Genomic DNA, 14,589 nt, shown 5'->3' with positions numbered 1-14,589 from the left:
CGACGATCAGACCGGATGCCCGGCATGCACGCTCTTTGCAAGCGTCCGGTGCTTGCGCAGATAGTTGGCAAGTTCGCTGACCGGCAACGGTACGCCTAGCAGATAGCCCTGCAACACGTCGCATCCGTTGGCACGCAGGAAGTCTGCCTGAGCCTCGGTTTCGACACCCTCGGCCACCACGTTAATGCCCAGTGCATGCGCCATCTGGATGACGGCGATGACGATCGCCGCATCCTCCTGGTCCGCCGGCAGGTCACGCACGAAGCCCTGATCGATCTTCAGCGTACTCACATCGAAACGCTTCAGATAACCCAGCGACGAGTAGCCGGTGCCAAAGTCGTCGATGGACAGCTTGAAGCCGGCAAGGCGAAACGCCCCGAGCACCGTGGCACCACGCGCATCGGTCAGCGCACTTTCGGTGAGCTCGAACTCGAACCTGCACACGGCTTCGCCGTGGACGGCAATCGTGTCGCAGAAGCGCTCAACCAGGGCCGCACCCTGAAGCAGCTGGTGCGAGGACACGTTGACCGCGACCGTGGGCAGCTCGAAACCGGCAGCTCGCAGAACGCCGAGATCCGTGCAGATCCGTTCCAGCATGCAGTCGCCGAGCGCGGAGATCAGGCCCGTGCGCTCCGCCACCGGAATGAACTCGCCCGGTGAAACCGCCTGACCATCCGGCATGCGCCAGCGCGCCAGCGCTTCCACTCCGACCACCTCTCGCGTTTTCGCGCACAGCTTGGGCTGATAGGCCACCCAGAGACCTGTGCCGTTGTTCTCCAGTGCCTGGCGCAAGGCGGACTCGAGCCTGAGGTCCTGGCGCACCTTGCCGTCGATCGATTCAGAGAAGAACTGGAAGCGGTTCTTGCCCTGCGCCTTGGCGACATACATCGCCATGTCGGCATGGCGCAGCAAGGCAGCCGGATCGTCGCCATCGACCGGCATCATGGCGATGCCCACACTGAGCCCGATATGGGTCGGCGTGGGCTCGGTCGAGAACGGCTTGCCGATCGCCGCAATCAGGTTACGGGCCACCATTGCCGCATTGTCCGGGCCACCGATATCGAACAGCACCACGGCAAACTCGTCCCCGCCAATGCGCGCAACGACATCGCCGTTGCGCACGGTGTGCAACAGGCGCTGCCCGATCATGCACAGCACCTGATCACCGACCTCGTGGCCGAACGAGTCGTTGACCTTCTTGAAGTCGTCGACATCCAGGAAAAGCAGCGCAGCCGAATTCGCGTCGCGCCCGACACGGCCAACAGCCTTGCGCAGCTCCTGTTCGAACAGGCGCCGGTTGGGCAGGCTGGTAACATGGTCGTACAGGGCGAGGCGCTCCAGGCGTCGTTCAGTGCTGGACACCTGCTTGCGCAACCTGCTGGTGAGACGATAGGCGAGGCTCAGCGCCACCGATGCAATCCCGAGCACACCGCCCGCATATTCGAGCAGGCGCCAGTACAGGGAGCTGAAATCCACATTCAGGACCAGGGTGCCGACGGTGCCATCCTCCACCCGAACCGATTCGCGCATCACCCCACCCATCAGCCCCAGCGTGGTTTTGCTCGGCAACGCATTCGCGCCAAGCCAGTCGCCGTCGATGTCCGGCTCCAGCGAGGGCGGAAACGCCGGATCATTCTCCGGCCACGAGGCAAGAAAACTGTTATCGGCACGGTACAGCGCGCCCGACAGGATGCGCGGCGTCAGGCGGATGGCCGCAATGATCTCACCCGCTGCGCCGGCATCATTGAACACCACCGCAGCGTTGCTGTTCTCGGCAATGATCGCCGCTTCGGTCGCGAGGTCTTCAAGCAGGACCTGGCGACCGACGAAATACTGATGAACGATCAGCAGGACGAAGGCAATGAGCAGTGCCAGGCCGGTCGACAGGAAACTCAGGCGATGAGCGCGCGGAATGCGGTGTGTGAAGGCCATGCCTACTCCCTCACCGAACGCGCAAGACGCAGCGCCTTCGAGCTCAGGCTCAGCCCGGAGCGGCGCAGCGCCGGCAGGTCGACATCGAAGGCGACCTTCCCCGCGGCCAGCTCAAGGTTGATCATGACCCCACGGTCAAGATAGCCCGGCGTGTCACCGGCAAGCAGCACGCCGCCGGGCAGCAGGTCGCCGCGCATGCGGCCCAGCAGCACATCGTCGCCCGGCGCAAGATAGGCTGCATGACAACGCCCGAGCGCACTGGCATCGACCTGCTTCACGCTGAGCAGCCTGTTGCGGATCATCCTGCCATCGAGCGCGACCAGCGCGTCCGCAACTGGACTGTCCCTGAAGTAGCACACCGACAGGGCTTTGCCCGACTGCGCATCGGACGCAGGCCAGTCGATGAACAGCAGCATGTTGATCAGGATGGCCGCCTTGAGGTCGGGCTCGGGCGCCCGATGCTGAGCCATCGCATGGCCGGGCAGCGCAACCGCGAACGCGAGCACGGCGGCGCAGACCAGAACGAGAAAACGCATCGCAGACAGGCTCACAGCGCCACCTGCCAGCGCACGCGAATCCGCCGCCGGTCCTGGTCGATGCTGTCCTGCACGAAGGCAGACGAAACCGGGGCGGCGTAGCGCTGATCCGTGAGGTTGTAGATGCCGACGCTCCACTCGCCCCACCCGCCAAACGGGGCCGACGACAGCGCGACGTTGAGCACGCCGTGACCGGGAACCCGATCCGCTTTCGACTGGCGGGACGTCATGCCCAGCCACTGGCCGGACAGCTTCCAGCGCAGATCCAGCGGCATCGAGAACACCAGCTTCCCGAGCAGGGCCGGCGAGTTTTTCAGGCTGCCGCCCTCGTTCAGGCGCGAACGCTGCCATGCAACGCTGCCGCGGAGCACATACCCGCCCGACCAGCTGTGTTCGGCATCGACTTCGACGCCATGCACCCGCACTCGCGGCAGATTGGCATAGGCCCACATGCCGTCGTTCGCGTCGAGTTGCTCGGCAATCATGTCGTAAATGTCGTTGCGGTAAATGCTGACGCCAGCCCGGCCGCTGCGACCGAGACGAACATCGGCCGCGAGCTCGACGCTGCGGATCCGCTCCGGATCGAGATCGGTATTCGCCTTCTGCAACACCCCGTCGGCGTAGTAGCGTTCGTAGGCATTGGGCGGCCGATACGAATGCATGTAGGCCGCTCTCAGGGTGAGGTCCCGGTCGGGCTGGTAGATCAGCGCAAGCCGGGGCGAAATGATCGCGGCGTAGTCGCTGTGCTTGTCGTGACGCAGGCTCAGATTGAGCAGCCACTGCGGGCCGAAACGCCATTCGTCCTGCACGAACACGCCGAACGTGCTCGACGGGTTGTTAGTGTTCAGGACCTCTGTGTACGGGTCTCGATCGAAATTGCGCTGTTTCAGGGTGGTGTTCCACTGCGCTTCGGTACCCAGCATCCAGCGGTGATTTTCGCCTGCGGTTCCGTTCAGCCGGTAGTTCAGTCCGCTCCAGTCGGCGACAGCCTCGTCGCGATTGGCAACCCCGCCCACATAGCGGTAGTCCCCCCGGTAAAGGTAGGCACCGCTGAAGACCGAAAAATGCTGCTGCCACCCGGTGCTCAGGGTGTCATCGTGGGACAGCTCAATCAGCGAACTGCGGTCGAGGATCTCGCTGCCGGGTTCGCCGAACACCGTGCCATAGGGCGCGCCCGGCATCGCCTTGTCACGCGACGCGAAGCTGCCCAGCAGACGCCAGTTGCCAAGCCTCAACTTTCCATAGACCTTGCGGTAGTGCTCACCGTCGAGGCCACGCGCCCAGCCGTCGCTCGGGCCGCCGTCGTATTCCTGGTAGTAGCGGTCCTTGCCCTCGGCACCGTAGGCGGCGAAGCCGAGAAACCAGTCGCCCCCGCCCTCCATGCGCTGGCCGGCGACCACACCAACGCGCCGGCTCTGCCCGCTGCCCGCATCGACACTGACTCGCGTGCCATTGACATCGCCACCGTCGAGCATCACCAAGTTGATGATCCCGAACAGCGCGTTGCCGCCATAGACCGCCGAGGACGGGCCGGACACGAACTCAAGGCGCTTGATCCAGTCGATCTCGACCGGAGACTCATTGCCGATCAGGGCCTGATCGAAAAGTGCGTCGTTGCGCCGGGCGCCGTCGGTGACCAGCAGCACGCGGGAGTTGTAATCGCCGGAGCGGTTGAAGCCCCTGACACCGAGGTACGTATAGTTCTGATCGCTGGACGTAAACACGCCGGGCACGGTGGAAAGCGCCCCACCGGGATTGCGATAGCCCTGGTTCCGCAGCTCGTCAGCACCAATGACGGTGACCGAGGCGGGGGTGTCGGCCAGCGGCTGCGCGTAGCGCGTCGCACCCACGACCTCGATTCGCAACAGGTCGTCGAGTGACAGCTCGGCGAGCTCGAACTCATCAGCCACTGCGGCAGACACGCCACTGCCATGGGACGCAAGTCCGAATGCAAGGGCGAGAAAAAGCAATCGTAGCCGCCGGTCCTGCGTCAGTTTTTGTGCGGCATCTTGATTCATTGTTCCAAGCCGGTTTCGGCGTTTGTTTCACAGGCCGAAGGTGCGGCACATGCCGTGACGGTTTGCCTCACGCGCTCCTACTTCAGCCCGGAGAGGTAGTCGGCGACGGCGTCGATGTTGTCTCGGCCGAGCTGGGTGACGGCTGCCGTCATCGGCGCATAGAAACGTTCTCCCGACTGCGTCAGATAGCGCGTCAGACTGAGGCGGACATATTCGCGCTGCTGCCCGGCCAGACGGGGAAACGTGTCGCCACCGCGTGCATCGTCGCGGTGGCAGCGCGCGCACAGCCTGGCAAAGTAGGCCTCACCCTCCGCGGCACGGGGGCCGGGCGCAGTCGCGGGCTGCACCGGAGCGGCCGCATAAAAAAGCACGATGGCTGCCTTGTCACGTTCGCTGAGCACCTTCATCAGCCCCTGCATGAACTCATTCTTGCGCTTGCCGGTCAGAAAGGCATCGATCTGCCTGAGCAGATAGTCGGGATGCTGAGCGGCCAGGTTGGGGACTTCGGGATAGCGACTCATGCCGGTCTCGCCGTGGCAGTTTGCGCAGAATGCCGAGGACTTTCTGCCCTCGGCCTGCGCCGCCTGCAGATCGGCCGGGCTGCTTTGCAGTTGCGCAACCAGCTTGTCTGCCGCAACCGCATCTGCCGCGCCGAACGACGGTAGCGGCAGTCCGCCGAGCACAAGCAGGCAGCAGGCCAAGGCCAGAAACGGCCTGGCATTCGTATGAAGCATCAACATTCTCCTGACAATCAACAGCCCTGAACATGCCATCGAAATCTATACCTTTAGACATAGCATTCGAAAATCATGCTGCGGCCCTCAGCATAGCTCTACGCGCACGGGTGCGCGCTCGGGGATTCTACCTAGGGCCTAACGGTGCAGGCTTGATCAGGCGCAAACCCGGCGCGCGCCGGACGCAAGCCGGCATTGCCGCGTACCCGCACAGCACCTGTCGTGAAACGCAAGAATGGAGACCGGCATGAGAAGCCTGATGACCTGCCTGTTGTTGCTGTTCAGCACAGGGGCGATCGCCGATGACGAATCCCTCTGGGCGGCCCTCCGTGCGGACGGACATGTGGCGCTGATGCGCCATGCTCCCGCCCCCGGCATTGGAGATCCGACGGGCTTCGTGCTCGGGGACTGCAGCACCCAGCGCAACCTCTCCCCCGCGGGGCGCGCCCAGGCAGCCACTACCGGCGAACGCTTGCGCGCACAGGGCATCACCCGCGCCACCATCCTCTCGAGTCGCTGGTGCCGCTGCCTCGACACCGCGCGCCTGCTCGGCCTCGGCCCGGTCATTCCGACGCCGGCGCTGGACTCCTTCTTCAACGAACGCGACCAGGCCGCGGAGCGCAGTGCCGCCGTGCGCGCCCTGGTGCGGGACGCGGACACCGCAGCGGGACCACTGATCCTGGTCACGCATCAGGTGAACATCACGGCGCTGAGCGGGGTCTATCCAGCTTCGGGCGAGCTCATCGTCATGCGCATCGCTGGCGACGAACTCGAACTCGTGGGCCGCATTCCACCCTTGCCGTGACCCGCGCAGCGACGGGACGTGATCGCGGCCGAATTGACTGAAGGCAAGCCGCGATCGTCGCGACTCCGCGATAATGGCGCTCACGCTCCCGCACGATCCCCGACATGACTCCGAACCTGATCGTCCTCACCAACCTGCCCGACCAGCCTGCGGCCGATGCGCTCGCCGGGCACCTGGTCGCCCGGCGCCTGGCCGCCTGCGTCAACATCCTCGCCCCATGCACATCGGTGTATCGCTGGCAGGGCAAAACCGAGCGCAGCATCGAGGTGCCGATGCTGATCAAGACCACGGCCACGCGCTACGCCGAACTCGAGGCGGCAATCATCGAAGCGCACCCTTACGAACTTCCCGAGATTGTTGCAGTCCCTATCGAGCTTGGCCTCGCCGCCTACCTCGGCTGGATCGAGAACGAAACCGCGCCCGACGCACCTGCCCCCTGACACGAAAAGAACACGATGCAACGTCTGCTGATCCTGCTCGCCCTGCTGGCGAGCCTGTTTTCCCTGCCCGGCCAGGCGGCCGACCCCATCGAGCCGGAAAAGGCCTTTGCGATGACGGCCCGCGCGCTCGACCCGCAAACGGTCGAGGTCGTGTTCGACGTGGCGCCCGATTATTACCTGTACGGCAGCAAGTTCCGTTTCGACGCCGAACCCGCGAGCGTGGTGCTGGGCGAACCCGACCGCCCGCCCGGCAAGATCAAGCAGGACGAATTTTTCGGCGAAGTCGAAACCTATCGTGGTGAGCTGCGCATCCTGCTGCCGGTCACCGCACCTGCCGACGTCAAGCGCTTCGTTCTCCATGTGAGCAGTCAAGGCTGCTGGGACGGCGGCATCTGCTATCCGCCCACACCGCAATCGGCCGACATCGACCTCACCACGAGCGCCGCACCGGCTGGCAACAGCCTGCTGCAGCGTGCGCTCGACCAGGCGCCGAATGCGGCGTCGACACCGGCCACAACGGCATCCGGCGCAGCATCTGCGGTCAGCGGCGACGAGAGCGGCCGCATCGCCGGCCTGCTCAGGAATGCAAGCATCCCGCTGGTGCTGGCGAGCTTCTTCGGCTTCGGTCTGCTGCTGGCCTTCACCCCGTGCACCTTCCCGATGATCCCCATTCTGTCGGGCATCATCGTCGGTCACGGCCATCACATCTCGCGCGGCCGCGCCTTCATGCTGTCGCTCGCCTACGTGCTGGGCATGGCGGTCACCTATGCCGCCGCCGGTGTGGCCGCCGGCCTCACTGGCACATTGCTGTCGGCCGCGCTGCAGAACGTCTGGGTGCTGTCGAGCTTTGCGCTGGTGTTCGTGGCGCTGTCGCTGTCGATGTTCGGCTTCTACCAACTGCAGCTGCCGTCTTCGCTGCAGAGCAAACTGGCCGATACCGCCAGTCACAACAAGGGCGGCCACCTCGGTGGCGTGGCGGTGATGGGCGTGCTCTCGGCACTGATCGTCGGCCCCTGCGTCGCCGCGCCGCTGGCCGGAGCCCTGCTCTACATCGCACAGACGGGCAACGCGGTGCTCGGCGGATTTGCGCTGTTCGTTATGGCGCTCGGCATGGGCATGCCGCTGCTCGCCGTGGGACTCGCTGCACGTTCGGTCCTGCCCAGGACGGGGCCGTGGATGGAAGGCGTCAAGAAGGCCTTCGGCGTACTCCTGCTGGCGGTTGCGGTGTGGATGCTGATGCCGGTGCTGCCCGCACTGGCCAGCATGCTTGCGTGGGCCGCACTGCTGCTGTTCTCGGGCATTTTCCTGCACGCCATCGACCCCCTGCCGCCCGGCGCAAAGGGCTGGCAGCGTTTCTGGAAGGGCGTGGGCGTGATGCTGCTGATTGGTGGCGCTGCAATGCTGGTGGGCGCCATGGCCGGTTCGCGCGACCCGCTGCAGCCGCTTGCCGTTCTCCGCGCCGAAGCCGCCACCACCCCCGCACCGGCCTTCGAGAAAGTCGGGTCGATTGCCGAACTCGACGCCCGCCTTGCCGCCACAGACCGTCCGGTGATGCTCGACTTCTACGCCGACTGGTGCGTCTCGTGCAAGGAGATGGAGCGCTACACCTTCTCCGACCCGCAGGTGGCCGGACGCATGAGCCAGATGCTGCTGCTCAAGGCCGACGTCACCGACAACAACGACGAACACAAGGCGCTGCTCAAGCGCTTCGGCCTGTTCGGGCCCCCCGGCATCATCTTTTTCGACCCCGCAGGCAAGGAGCGTGATGGTCTGCGCGTGGTCGGATTCATGCCGGCACAGGCGTTTGCCGAAGTGCTCGATCGCGCCCGCTGATGCCCCTGCACAAGCTGTTTCTGCAGGCGCGAACGGGGGCGGGTGAACGCCCGGCATTCCGCTGCCGGAAGGCCTTGACGGGCAGCTCCCGGGAGGCAAAGGGCAGTCCGAATCGCGCCGAAGCCGCCGGTTTCGCCTACAATCCCGCTTTTCCCCTTTTCCTTCAGTCCCTTCATGTTCTCAGGCATCGTCGCGGCAGTCGGCCGCATTGAACACATCGAAGCCCTCGCTGACGGCGTGCGGCTGACCGTAGACACCCGCGGACTCGACCTTGAAGACGTGATTGTCGGTGACAGCATCGCCAACAGTGGCGTGTGCCTCACCGTGATCGCGCGCGATGGCGCCAAGGTGAAGTTCGACGTTTCGCGCGAGACGCTGAACTGCACCGTGGGGCTGGATCAGCCCGGTGGCGAGGTGAACCTGGAGAAGGCACTGCGCATGGCCGACCGTCTTGGCGGTCACCTGGTAACCGGCCACGTCGATGGCGTGGGCGAAGTGGTGAAGTTCGAGCCGGTCGGCGAAAGCCACGAGCTCGTGATCCGCGCGCCGGCTGCGATTGCCGGCTACATCGCCAAAAAGGGCTCGATCACGGTCAATGGCGTCAGCCTGACCGTCAACCGGGTCGAACATCGTGATTTCTCGATCAACCTGATTCCGCACACGGTCGAGGTGACCAACCTCAAGCACCTGAAGGCCGGAAGCCGGGTCAATCTGGAAATCGACCTCATTGCCCGCTACGTCGAGCGCATGCTCGCCTGGCGCACCGAAGAAGAGCAGGCGCAACAAGCCTGACACTGGAAAGGACCCCAACATGAGCGCACTCGCTCCGATTTCCGACATCATCGCCGAGATCAAGGCCGGCAAGATGGTGATCCTGGTCGACGAAGAGGACCGCGAGAACGAGGGTGACCTCGTGATGGCAGCCGAATTCGTCACCCCCGAGGCCATCAACTTCATGGCCCGTTTCGGTCGTGGCCTGATCTGCCTCACCCTCACCGAAGAGCGCTGCCGCCAGCTCGGCCTGCAGCAGATGGTGCGCGACAACCGCACCCCGCACGGCACTGCCTTCACCACCTCGATCGAAGCCGCCACCGGCGTCACCACCGGCATTTCGGCACATGACCGCGCCCGCACCGTGCAGGTCGCCGTGGCCCGCCATGCCACGCCGGACGATATCGTGATGCCGGGCCACATCTTCCCGCTCACCGCCCAGAAGGGTGGCGTGCTGATCCGTGCCGGCCACACCGAAGCCGGCTGCGACCTCGCCCACCTCGCGGGCGTCGAACCCGCATCGGTGATCTGCGAGATCCTCAAGGACGACGGCACCATGGCCCGCCTGCCGGACCTGATCGAGTTCGCCAAGGAGCACGGTCTCAAGATCGGCGCCATCCGCGACCTGATCGAGTACCGTGCAGCAAACGAGCACCTGGTGGAAAAAGTCACCGAGAAGGAAGTCGAGACCGCGCACGGCACCTTCCTGCTCTCCGCATTCGAGGACAAGACCTCCGGCGACGTGCATTTCGCCCTGTCGCGCGGTGACATCCGCCCCGAGAACGAGACCCTGGTGCGGGTGCACGAGCCGATCTCGGTCGTGGACTTTCTCGACCCAGAAAGCAATCGTCACAGCTTCCCGGTCAATCACTCGCTGGCACGGCTTGCTGCGGCCGACGCCGGCGTGATCGTGCTGCTTTACCGCCCCCAGTCCGGTCGCGAACTGCTGGCGGGCCTGACCGGTACCGCGGACCGTCCGGTGAAATGGGATGCCCGCCTGTTCGGCGTGGGCGCGCAGATTCTGCGTGCGCTCAATGTCGGCAAGATGCGGCTGCTATCGAACCCGCGCAAGATTCCGAGCATGACCGGCTTCGGCCTCGAGATCACGGGTTTCGTCGACCAGGACTGAGCGCGAGCGAAGCGGTCAGCGCAGCTGCGCCCCGACCCTTCACCTGCGCGGGGTGCCATGCGTGGCACCGCCCACAAACCAACCTAATATTGAATCGAAACCATGCCACGTTACGAAAACATCCATGAGTACGAAAGCGACCTGAACGGCAAGGGCCTGCGTATCGCAGTCGTCATGAGCCGTTTCAATCAGGACGTTTGCGAAGGCCTGCTGTCGGCCTGTACCGCAGAGCTGCTCGAGCTTGGCGTCGCACCCGATCTGATCCGGATCGCCACCGTTCCCGGCGCACTCGAAATCCCGCTGGTGCTGCAGAAACTCGCCAGCAGCGGCAAGTTCGACGCCCTGATCGCACTCGGCGCAGTGATCCGTGGTGAAACCTACCACTTCGAACTGGTTTCGAACGAGATGGGCGCCGCCATCACCCGTGTCGGCCTCGACGCCGGCATCCCGATCGCCAACGGCGTGCTCACCACCGAGGACGACGACCAGGCCATCGCCCGTACGCACGAAAAGGGCAGCGACTGCGCCCGTGCGGCAGTCGAGATGGCCAATCTGATGAAGGTACTGCCATGAGCAAGATGGCCCGTCGTCGCGCACGCGAGCTTGCACTGCAAGGCGTGTACCAGTGGCTGCTGTCGGGAAACTCGATGACCTCGGTGCAGAAGCACCTCGAGGCCGACACCGAGAATCTCGACAAGGTCGACCGCGAACTCTTCGTCAGCCTGCTGCACGGCACCCTCGAGAACGTCGAGTCGCTGCAGGCCTCGTTCGCCAAGCTGATCCACCGCCCGGTGAATGAGCTGTCGCCGATCGAGCACGCCATCCTGCTGATGGGCGCACACGAACTGCGGCACAACCTCGAAACGCCCTACCGCGTGGTAATCAACGAAGCCATCGAACTGGCCAAGGGCTTTGGCGGCACCGACGGCCATCGCTTCGTCAACGGCGTGCTCGACAAGCTCGCCGCCAACATCCGCCCGGAAGAAGTCGAAGCCGCACGCGCAGCCAAGGGCTGACGCGACCGCCGCTCGCAGCGCGGGCGCACCCCGGCTCACGATGCACCGCGCCTTACCAGGCAAAAAAATCCCGCCGAAGCGGGATTTTTTACGTCTGCAGCAGCCCTGAAGGCTTAGCCGCGCGAAGTGCGGTCACGGCGATCGCCATGGCTGCGCTCGCTGCGGCTCGACGGATGACCGTCGCGACCACCAAAACCGCCGCCACCACCCGAGCCACGGCGTTCGCCGTTGCCGGCTGCCGGACGGCCGTAGCCACCGCCATTACCGAAGCGACGACCATTGCCTGCACCTGCCGGACGCGGGCCCGAAGGCTTGCGCGGCGACGGCTCCATGCCGGGAATGGTGTGCACTTCAAGACGGTCACCGGTGAAGCGCTCGATCGCACGGATCAGGCCAGTTTCACGCGGGCCCGACAGGGTGATCGCGATACCGTCACGACCGGCACGACCGGTACGGCCGATACGGTGCACATAGTCTTCTGCCTGACGCGGGGGATCGAAGTTGATCACGTGGCTGATGCCGGCAACGTCGATACCGCGCGCGGCGACGTCGGTTGCGACCAGTACGCCGATGCGGCCCTGGCGCAGACGGTCGAGGGTACGGTTACGCTGGGTCTGGTGCATGTCGCCATGCAGCGCTGCGGCCGAGAAGCCCTTTTCCTGCAGGCTCAGCGACAGCTCGTCGGCGCTGCGCTTGGTCGCGGTAAACACCACGGCCTGCTGCAGACCGTCGTGACCCAGCAGGGCCTCGAGCAGACGGCTCTTGTGACCCATGTCATCGGCGAACATCAGGCGCTGTTCGATCTGGCCGCGGTCCTGCTTGGCGACTTCGATCTCGATGCGCTGCGGGTTGCGCGTCATGCGCTCAGCCATGCGACCGACCACGCCATCAAGCGTTGCCGAGAACAGCAGGGTCTGGCGCTGGGCCGGGGTGGCTGCAACGATGGCGTCGATGTCTTCGGCGAAGCCCATGTCGAGCATGCGGTCGGCTTCGTCGAGGATCAGCACTTCAACGTCGGAGAGCTTGATCTTGCGACGGTTCAGGTGATCGAGCAGACGGCCCGGGGTGGCGACAACAACGTCAACCGGACGCTGCAGCTGCTTGACCTGGGCAAAGAAGGGCGCGCCACCGACGAGGCAGGCGGTGTTGAGCCAGCGCAGTGCCTTGCCGTAGGTCTGCACCGCTTTCTCGACCTGCTGGGCAAGTTCGCGAGTGGGCGTCAGCACCAGAACGCGCGGACCTGCACCAGGCGCCGGACGACGGTCGATGAGCTTGTGCAGCGACGGCAGCGTGAAGGCTGCGGTCTTGCCGCTACCGGTGTGGCTGGACACCAGGAGGTCCGAACCGGAGATGGCGGCGGGAATGGCCTGCATCTGCACCGGGGTCGGGATGGTGTAACCGGTTTGCTCAACGGCTTTGATGAGTTCGTCGGCGAGGCCGAGGCTCTGAAATGTCATGATTCTTCCTGTATTGCTGGCTGGCTTGTGGCCAGACGGATTCGGGTCCGAAAATTCGAACCACAAGGCATCGCGCCGCCACGCAACTGCGGGTAGGCAGTTCCGGAGCGTCGGGCGACAAGCGCGCGATGGGCGTGGGCCGGTCATCAGGCAAGCCTGAAGACCGCGCATCGGCACCAACCGGTTGTCGCGATGCCAATCGATCGGAAGAACGAGAGGATTCTGGCGGGAGGTCGGGGGCGATGGGGCTGTGATAACAGTCCCTGGGGCCGGTCCGGCGGAAAGATTTCCGCATCTCAACCTTGTAAGGCCCTGCTGCTGCATTGCACAACGGGGCGAATTATAAAGACTTTCTGTCCCGCTGTCGAAGGTTCATTTGCGAAAGACGTAAAAAAGGCGACGAGCACACTGCGGTGCGTCGTCGCCTCATCAGCGAACCCTGCGGATATTACTTGCCGTTTACGGCGGCCTTCAGCGTTGCGCCAGCGGTGAACTTCGGCACGCTGGAAGCGGCGATTTCGATGGCTGCGCCGGTCTGCGGATTGCGGCCGGTGCGTGCAGCGCGCTTGGACACTTCGAACGAACCAAAGCCGGTGAAGGCAATCTTGTCGCCCTTGGAGAGTTGTTCGGCAACAATGTCGAGCACGGAGGACAGCGCGCGATCAGCCTGAGCGCGGGAAACATCCAGACGGTCGGCCAGGGCTTCGACGAATTCACCTTTGTTCATGCTTTTCCTCGATTTGATTGGTGTGTACGGAATGAAATACTGGATCTACCGGCGGATTCTAGCACTGTCCCACGTGCTGGCGCAGTCAGTAACAACCCGAAAGCACTATGTAGCGTCATCTTTGAGACATTCGCCACACTCATGGCATTCGGCACCCGCCGGAGCAGCCGGAGATGGTACCCCGAAGTACTGACGAAGGTGGAATGTGTTCTGCCTCGAGCGTGCCGGAGCAGGCTCTTCAGTCAGCCTTGTAGGGGCCGCCGCCGAGGCCGATCGGTGCAGGCGCGGCCGCAACGAGCCTGGAGAAGATGCGCTGAAAGTCTTCATGCGTGGCCGGATCGCCGGTGCCCGCCATCGGATCGGCGTTTTCGCGGAAACCTGCCGCTGCCTCGGCCCAGTCGTCCGCGGTGAAGTACTTCTTCACCAGCGGCAGGATCACGTGTTCTTCGAGCAGCATGTGATTGCGATAGAACTCGGCAAAGCGCTCGAACGCCTGCGAGAAGGCGTCGAAGCCGTCGCGCGCGCCACTTGCGTACTGATGCAGTGCGGCCTCGAGCGCCTTGATGCGATCGTCGCCCACCGCGTGCTCCTGCTCGAGCCTCGCCATGGCCTCGGCGCCCTCGCTGGTGCGCTTCTTGAGGATGGCAAAAAGGTACTGGTCTTCCTTGGGGTGGTGCTTCTTCTCCGGATAGGCATCGAGATAGTGCACCATGGCCTTCAGCAGGGCGAAGTCCGGCTGCAGCGTGCCTTCGCCGATCTCCTTGATCATGTGACGGATGGCGTGAAGGATGGCCGCCAGCGACTGATGTTCGTCCTGGATGATACGCAGCGCTTCCATGATTTCTGTCCTTGTCCGACTGTCGTGTCAAACGACGTGTTAGGTGAAATGCCCGTGGCCTCGGCCGGGCACCGACGGGACGGGCAGCAGGCGCCGCCCTCCCCCTTCAGGTGGCCAGCATCGCCTGATGCTTGCCACCGAGTCCGAGATAGGCCTCGATCACACGCGGGTCGTCGCGCAGCTGCACGGCCGGTCCTTCCATGGCGATCGCGCCGGTCTCGAGCACGTAGGCGTAGTCGGCCACCTGCAGCGCGGCGCGCGCGTTCTGCTCCACCAGCAGGATCGAAACCCCGCGCTTGCGCAGCTCGGCGATGATGCGAAAGATCTCGCGCACGATCAGCGGTGCGAGCCCG

15 protein-coding genes are annotated in these 14,589 nt (G+C 64.4%); 7 read left to right on the top strand and 8 right to left on the bottom strand.

Features of this window, described 5'->3' with window-relative positions; genetic code table 11:
* Positions 1-6: 6 nt before the first annotated feature.
* From AC22G6_RS16810 to AC22G6_RS16795, 4 genes are all read right to left on the bottom strand, one after another.
* Entirely contained in the window at positions 7-1,932 is a 1,926-nt protein-coding gene (locus tag AC22G6_RS16810) for a putative bifunctional diguanylate cyclase/phosphodiesterase (RefSeq protein WP_487367719.1), read from the bottom strand.
* Between the two features lie 2 nt (positions 1,933-1,934).
* Positions 1,935-2,468, bottom strand: a complete 534-nt coding sequence (locus tag AC22G6_RS16805) for a YfiR family protein (protein ID WP_487367718.1) — start codon at positions 2,466-2,468, stop codon at positions 1,935-1,937.
* A gap of 11 nt (positions 2,469-2,479) precedes the next feature.
* Positions 2,480-4,438 carry a TonB-dependent receptor plug domain-containing protein gene (locus AC22G6_RS16800; RefSeq protein ID WP_487367717.1) on the bottom strand — a complete coding sequence of 653 codons (1,959 nt, stop codon included), beginning with the start codon at positions 4,436-4,438 and terminating at the stop codon, positions 2,480-2,482.
* A 125-nt stretch (positions 4,439-4,563) separates the two neighbouring features.
* Positions 4,564-5,220 (bottom strand): c-type cytochrome, encoded by a 657-nt coding sequence (locus tag AC22G6_RS16795; RefSeq protein WP_487367716.1) that lies wholly within the window; start codon positions 5,218-5,220, stop codon positions 4,564-4,566.
* A gap of 247 nt (positions 5,221-5,467) precedes the next feature.
* Here AC22G6_RS16795 and AC22G6_RS16790 point away from each other — a divergent pair, with 247 nt between their 5' ends.
* From AC22G6_RS16790 to nusB, 7 genes are all read left to right on the top strand, one after another.
* The gene (locus AC22G6_RS16790) at positions 5,468-6,025 is read left to right on the top strand and encodes a histidine phosphatase family protein (RefSeq protein ID WP_487367715.1); all 558 of its coding nucleotides are present in this window, start codon (positions 5,468-5,470) and stop codon (positions 6,023-6,025) included.
* A 104-nt stretch (positions 6,026-6,129) separates the two neighbouring features.
* A complete protein-coding gene (gene cutA / locus AC22G6_RS16785; RefSeq protein ID WP_487367714.1) occupies positions 6,130-6,465 on the top strand; it encodes a divalent-cation tolerance protein CutA in 336 nt (111 codons plus the stop codon).
* A gap of 15 nt (positions 6,466-6,480) precedes the next feature.
* Entirely contained in the window at positions 6,481-8,298 is a 1,818-nt protein-coding gene (dsbD, locus tag AC22G6_RS16780) for a protein-disulfide reductase DsbD (protein ID WP_487367713.1), read from the top strand.
* A gap of 174 nt (positions 8,299-8,472) precedes the next feature.
* Entirely contained in the window at positions 8,473-9,090 is a 618-nt protein-coding gene (locus AC22G6_RS16775) for a riboflavin synthase (RefSeq protein WP_108972162.1), read from the top strand.
* A 19-nt stretch (positions 9,091-9,109) separates the two neighbouring features.
* On the top strand, positions 9,110-10,198 hold the full coding sequence (gene ribBA, locus AC22G6_RS16770; RefSeq protein ID WP_487367712.1) for a bifunctional 3,4-dihydroxy-2-butanone-4-phosphate synthase/GTP cyclohydrolase II: 1,089 nt from the start codon (positions 9,110-9,112) through the stop codon (positions 10,196-10,198).
* A gap of 102 nt (positions 10,199-10,300) precedes the next feature.
* Positions 10,301-10,771 carry a 6,7-dimethyl-8-ribityllumazine synthase gene (gene ribH, locus AC22G6_RS16765; RefSeq protein WP_108950256.1) on the top strand — a complete coding sequence of 157 codons (471 nt, stop codon included), beginning with the start codon at positions 10,301-10,303 and terminating at the stop codon, positions 10,769-10,771.
* Positions 10,768-11,214 (top strand): transcription antitermination factor NusB, encoded by a 447-nt coding sequence (gene nusB / locus AC22G6_RS16760; RefSeq protein ID WP_108950255.1) that lies wholly within the window; start codon positions 10,768-10,770, stop codon positions 11,212-11,214. Before ribH ends, nusB begins: the two co-directional genes overlap by 4 nt.
* A gap of 113 nt (positions 11,215-11,327) precedes the next feature.
* Here nusB and AC22G6_RS16755 read toward each other — a convergent pair whose 3' ends face one another.
* From AC22G6_RS16755 to AC22G6_RS16740, 4 genes are all read right to left on the bottom strand, one after another.
* Positions 11,328-12,671, bottom strand: a complete 1,344-nt coding sequence (locus tag AC22G6_RS16755) for a DEAD/DEAH box helicase (protein WP_487367711.1) — start codon at positions 12,669-12,671, stop codon at positions 11,328-11,330.
* Between the two features lie 448 nt (positions 12,672-13,119).
* Positions 13,120-13,416, bottom strand: coding sequence for an HU family DNA-binding protein (locus tag AC22G6_RS16750; RefSeq protein ID WP_267896515.1), 297 nt, complete (start codon positions 13,414-13,416; stop codon positions 13,120-13,122).
* Between the two features lie 220 nt (positions 13,417-13,636).
* Positions 13,637-14,236 carry a hemerythrin domain-containing protein gene (locus AC22G6_RS16745; protein WP_487367710.1) on the bottom strand — a complete coding sequence of 200 codons (600 nt, stop codon included), beginning with the start codon at positions 14,234-14,236 and terminating at the stop codon, positions 13,637-13,639.
* A gap of 106 nt (positions 14,237-14,342) precedes the next feature.
* Positions 14,343-14,589 (bottom strand): ABC transporter ATP-binding protein C-terminal domain-containing protein (locus tag AC22G6_RS16740; RefSeq protein ID WP_487367709.1); only part of this gene is annotated, 247 nt, incomplete at its 5' end.

It is taken from the genome of Parazoarcus sp. PS-13 R2A (assembly GCF_057621855.1).
The sequence above is the reverse complement of the archived record's forward strand: the minus strand, read 5'-3'. Positions and strand labels throughout refer to the sequence as shown.

Coding starts and splice junctions, on each gene's coding strand:
- AC22G6_RS16810 (WP_487367719.1), bottom strand. CDS start 1,932: ATGGCCTTCACACACCGCATTCCGCGCGCTCATCGCCTGAGTTTCCTG.
- AC22G6_RS16805 (WP_487367718.1), bottom strand. CDS start 2,468: ATGCGTTTTCTCGTTCTGGTCTGCGCCGCCGTGCTCGCGTTCGCGGTT.
- AC22G6_RS16795 (WP_487367716.1), bottom strand. CDS start 5,220: ATGCTTCATACGAATGCCAGGCCGTTTCTGGCCTTGGCCTGCTGCCTG.
- AC22G6_RS16790 (WP_487367715.1), top strand. CDS start 5,468: ATGAGAAGCCTGATGACCTGCCTGTTGTTGCTGTTCAGCACAGGGGCG.
- cutA (WP_487367714.1), top strand. CDS start 6,130: ATGACTCCGAACCTGATCGTCCTCACCAACCTGCCCGACCAGCCTGCG.
- dsbD (WP_487367713.1), top strand. CDS start 6,481: ATGCAACGTCTGCTGATCCTGCTCGCCCTGCTGGCGAGCCTGTTTTCC.
- AC22G6_RS16775 (WP_108972162.1), top strand. CDS start 8,473: ATGTTCTCAGGCATCGTCGCGGCAGTCGGCCGCATTGAACACATCGAA.
- ribBA (WP_487367712.1), top strand. CDS start 9,110: ATGAGCGCACTCGCTCCGATTTCCGACATCATCGCCGAGATCAAGGCC.
- ribH (WP_108950256.1), top strand. CDS start 10,301: ATGCCACGTTACGAAAACATCCATGAGTACGAAAGCGACCTGAACGGC.
- nusB (WP_108950255.1), top strand. CDS start 10,768: ATGAGCAAGATGGCCCGTCGTCGCGCACGCGAGCTTGCACTGCAAGGC.
- AC22G6_RS16755 (WP_487367711.1), bottom strand. CDS start 12,671: ATGACATTTCAGAGCCTCGGCCTCGCCGACGAACTCATCAAAGCCGTT.
- AC22G6_RS16745 (WP_487367710.1), bottom strand. CDS start 14,236: ATGGAAGCGCTGCGTATCATCCAGGACGAACATCAGTCGCTGGCGGCC.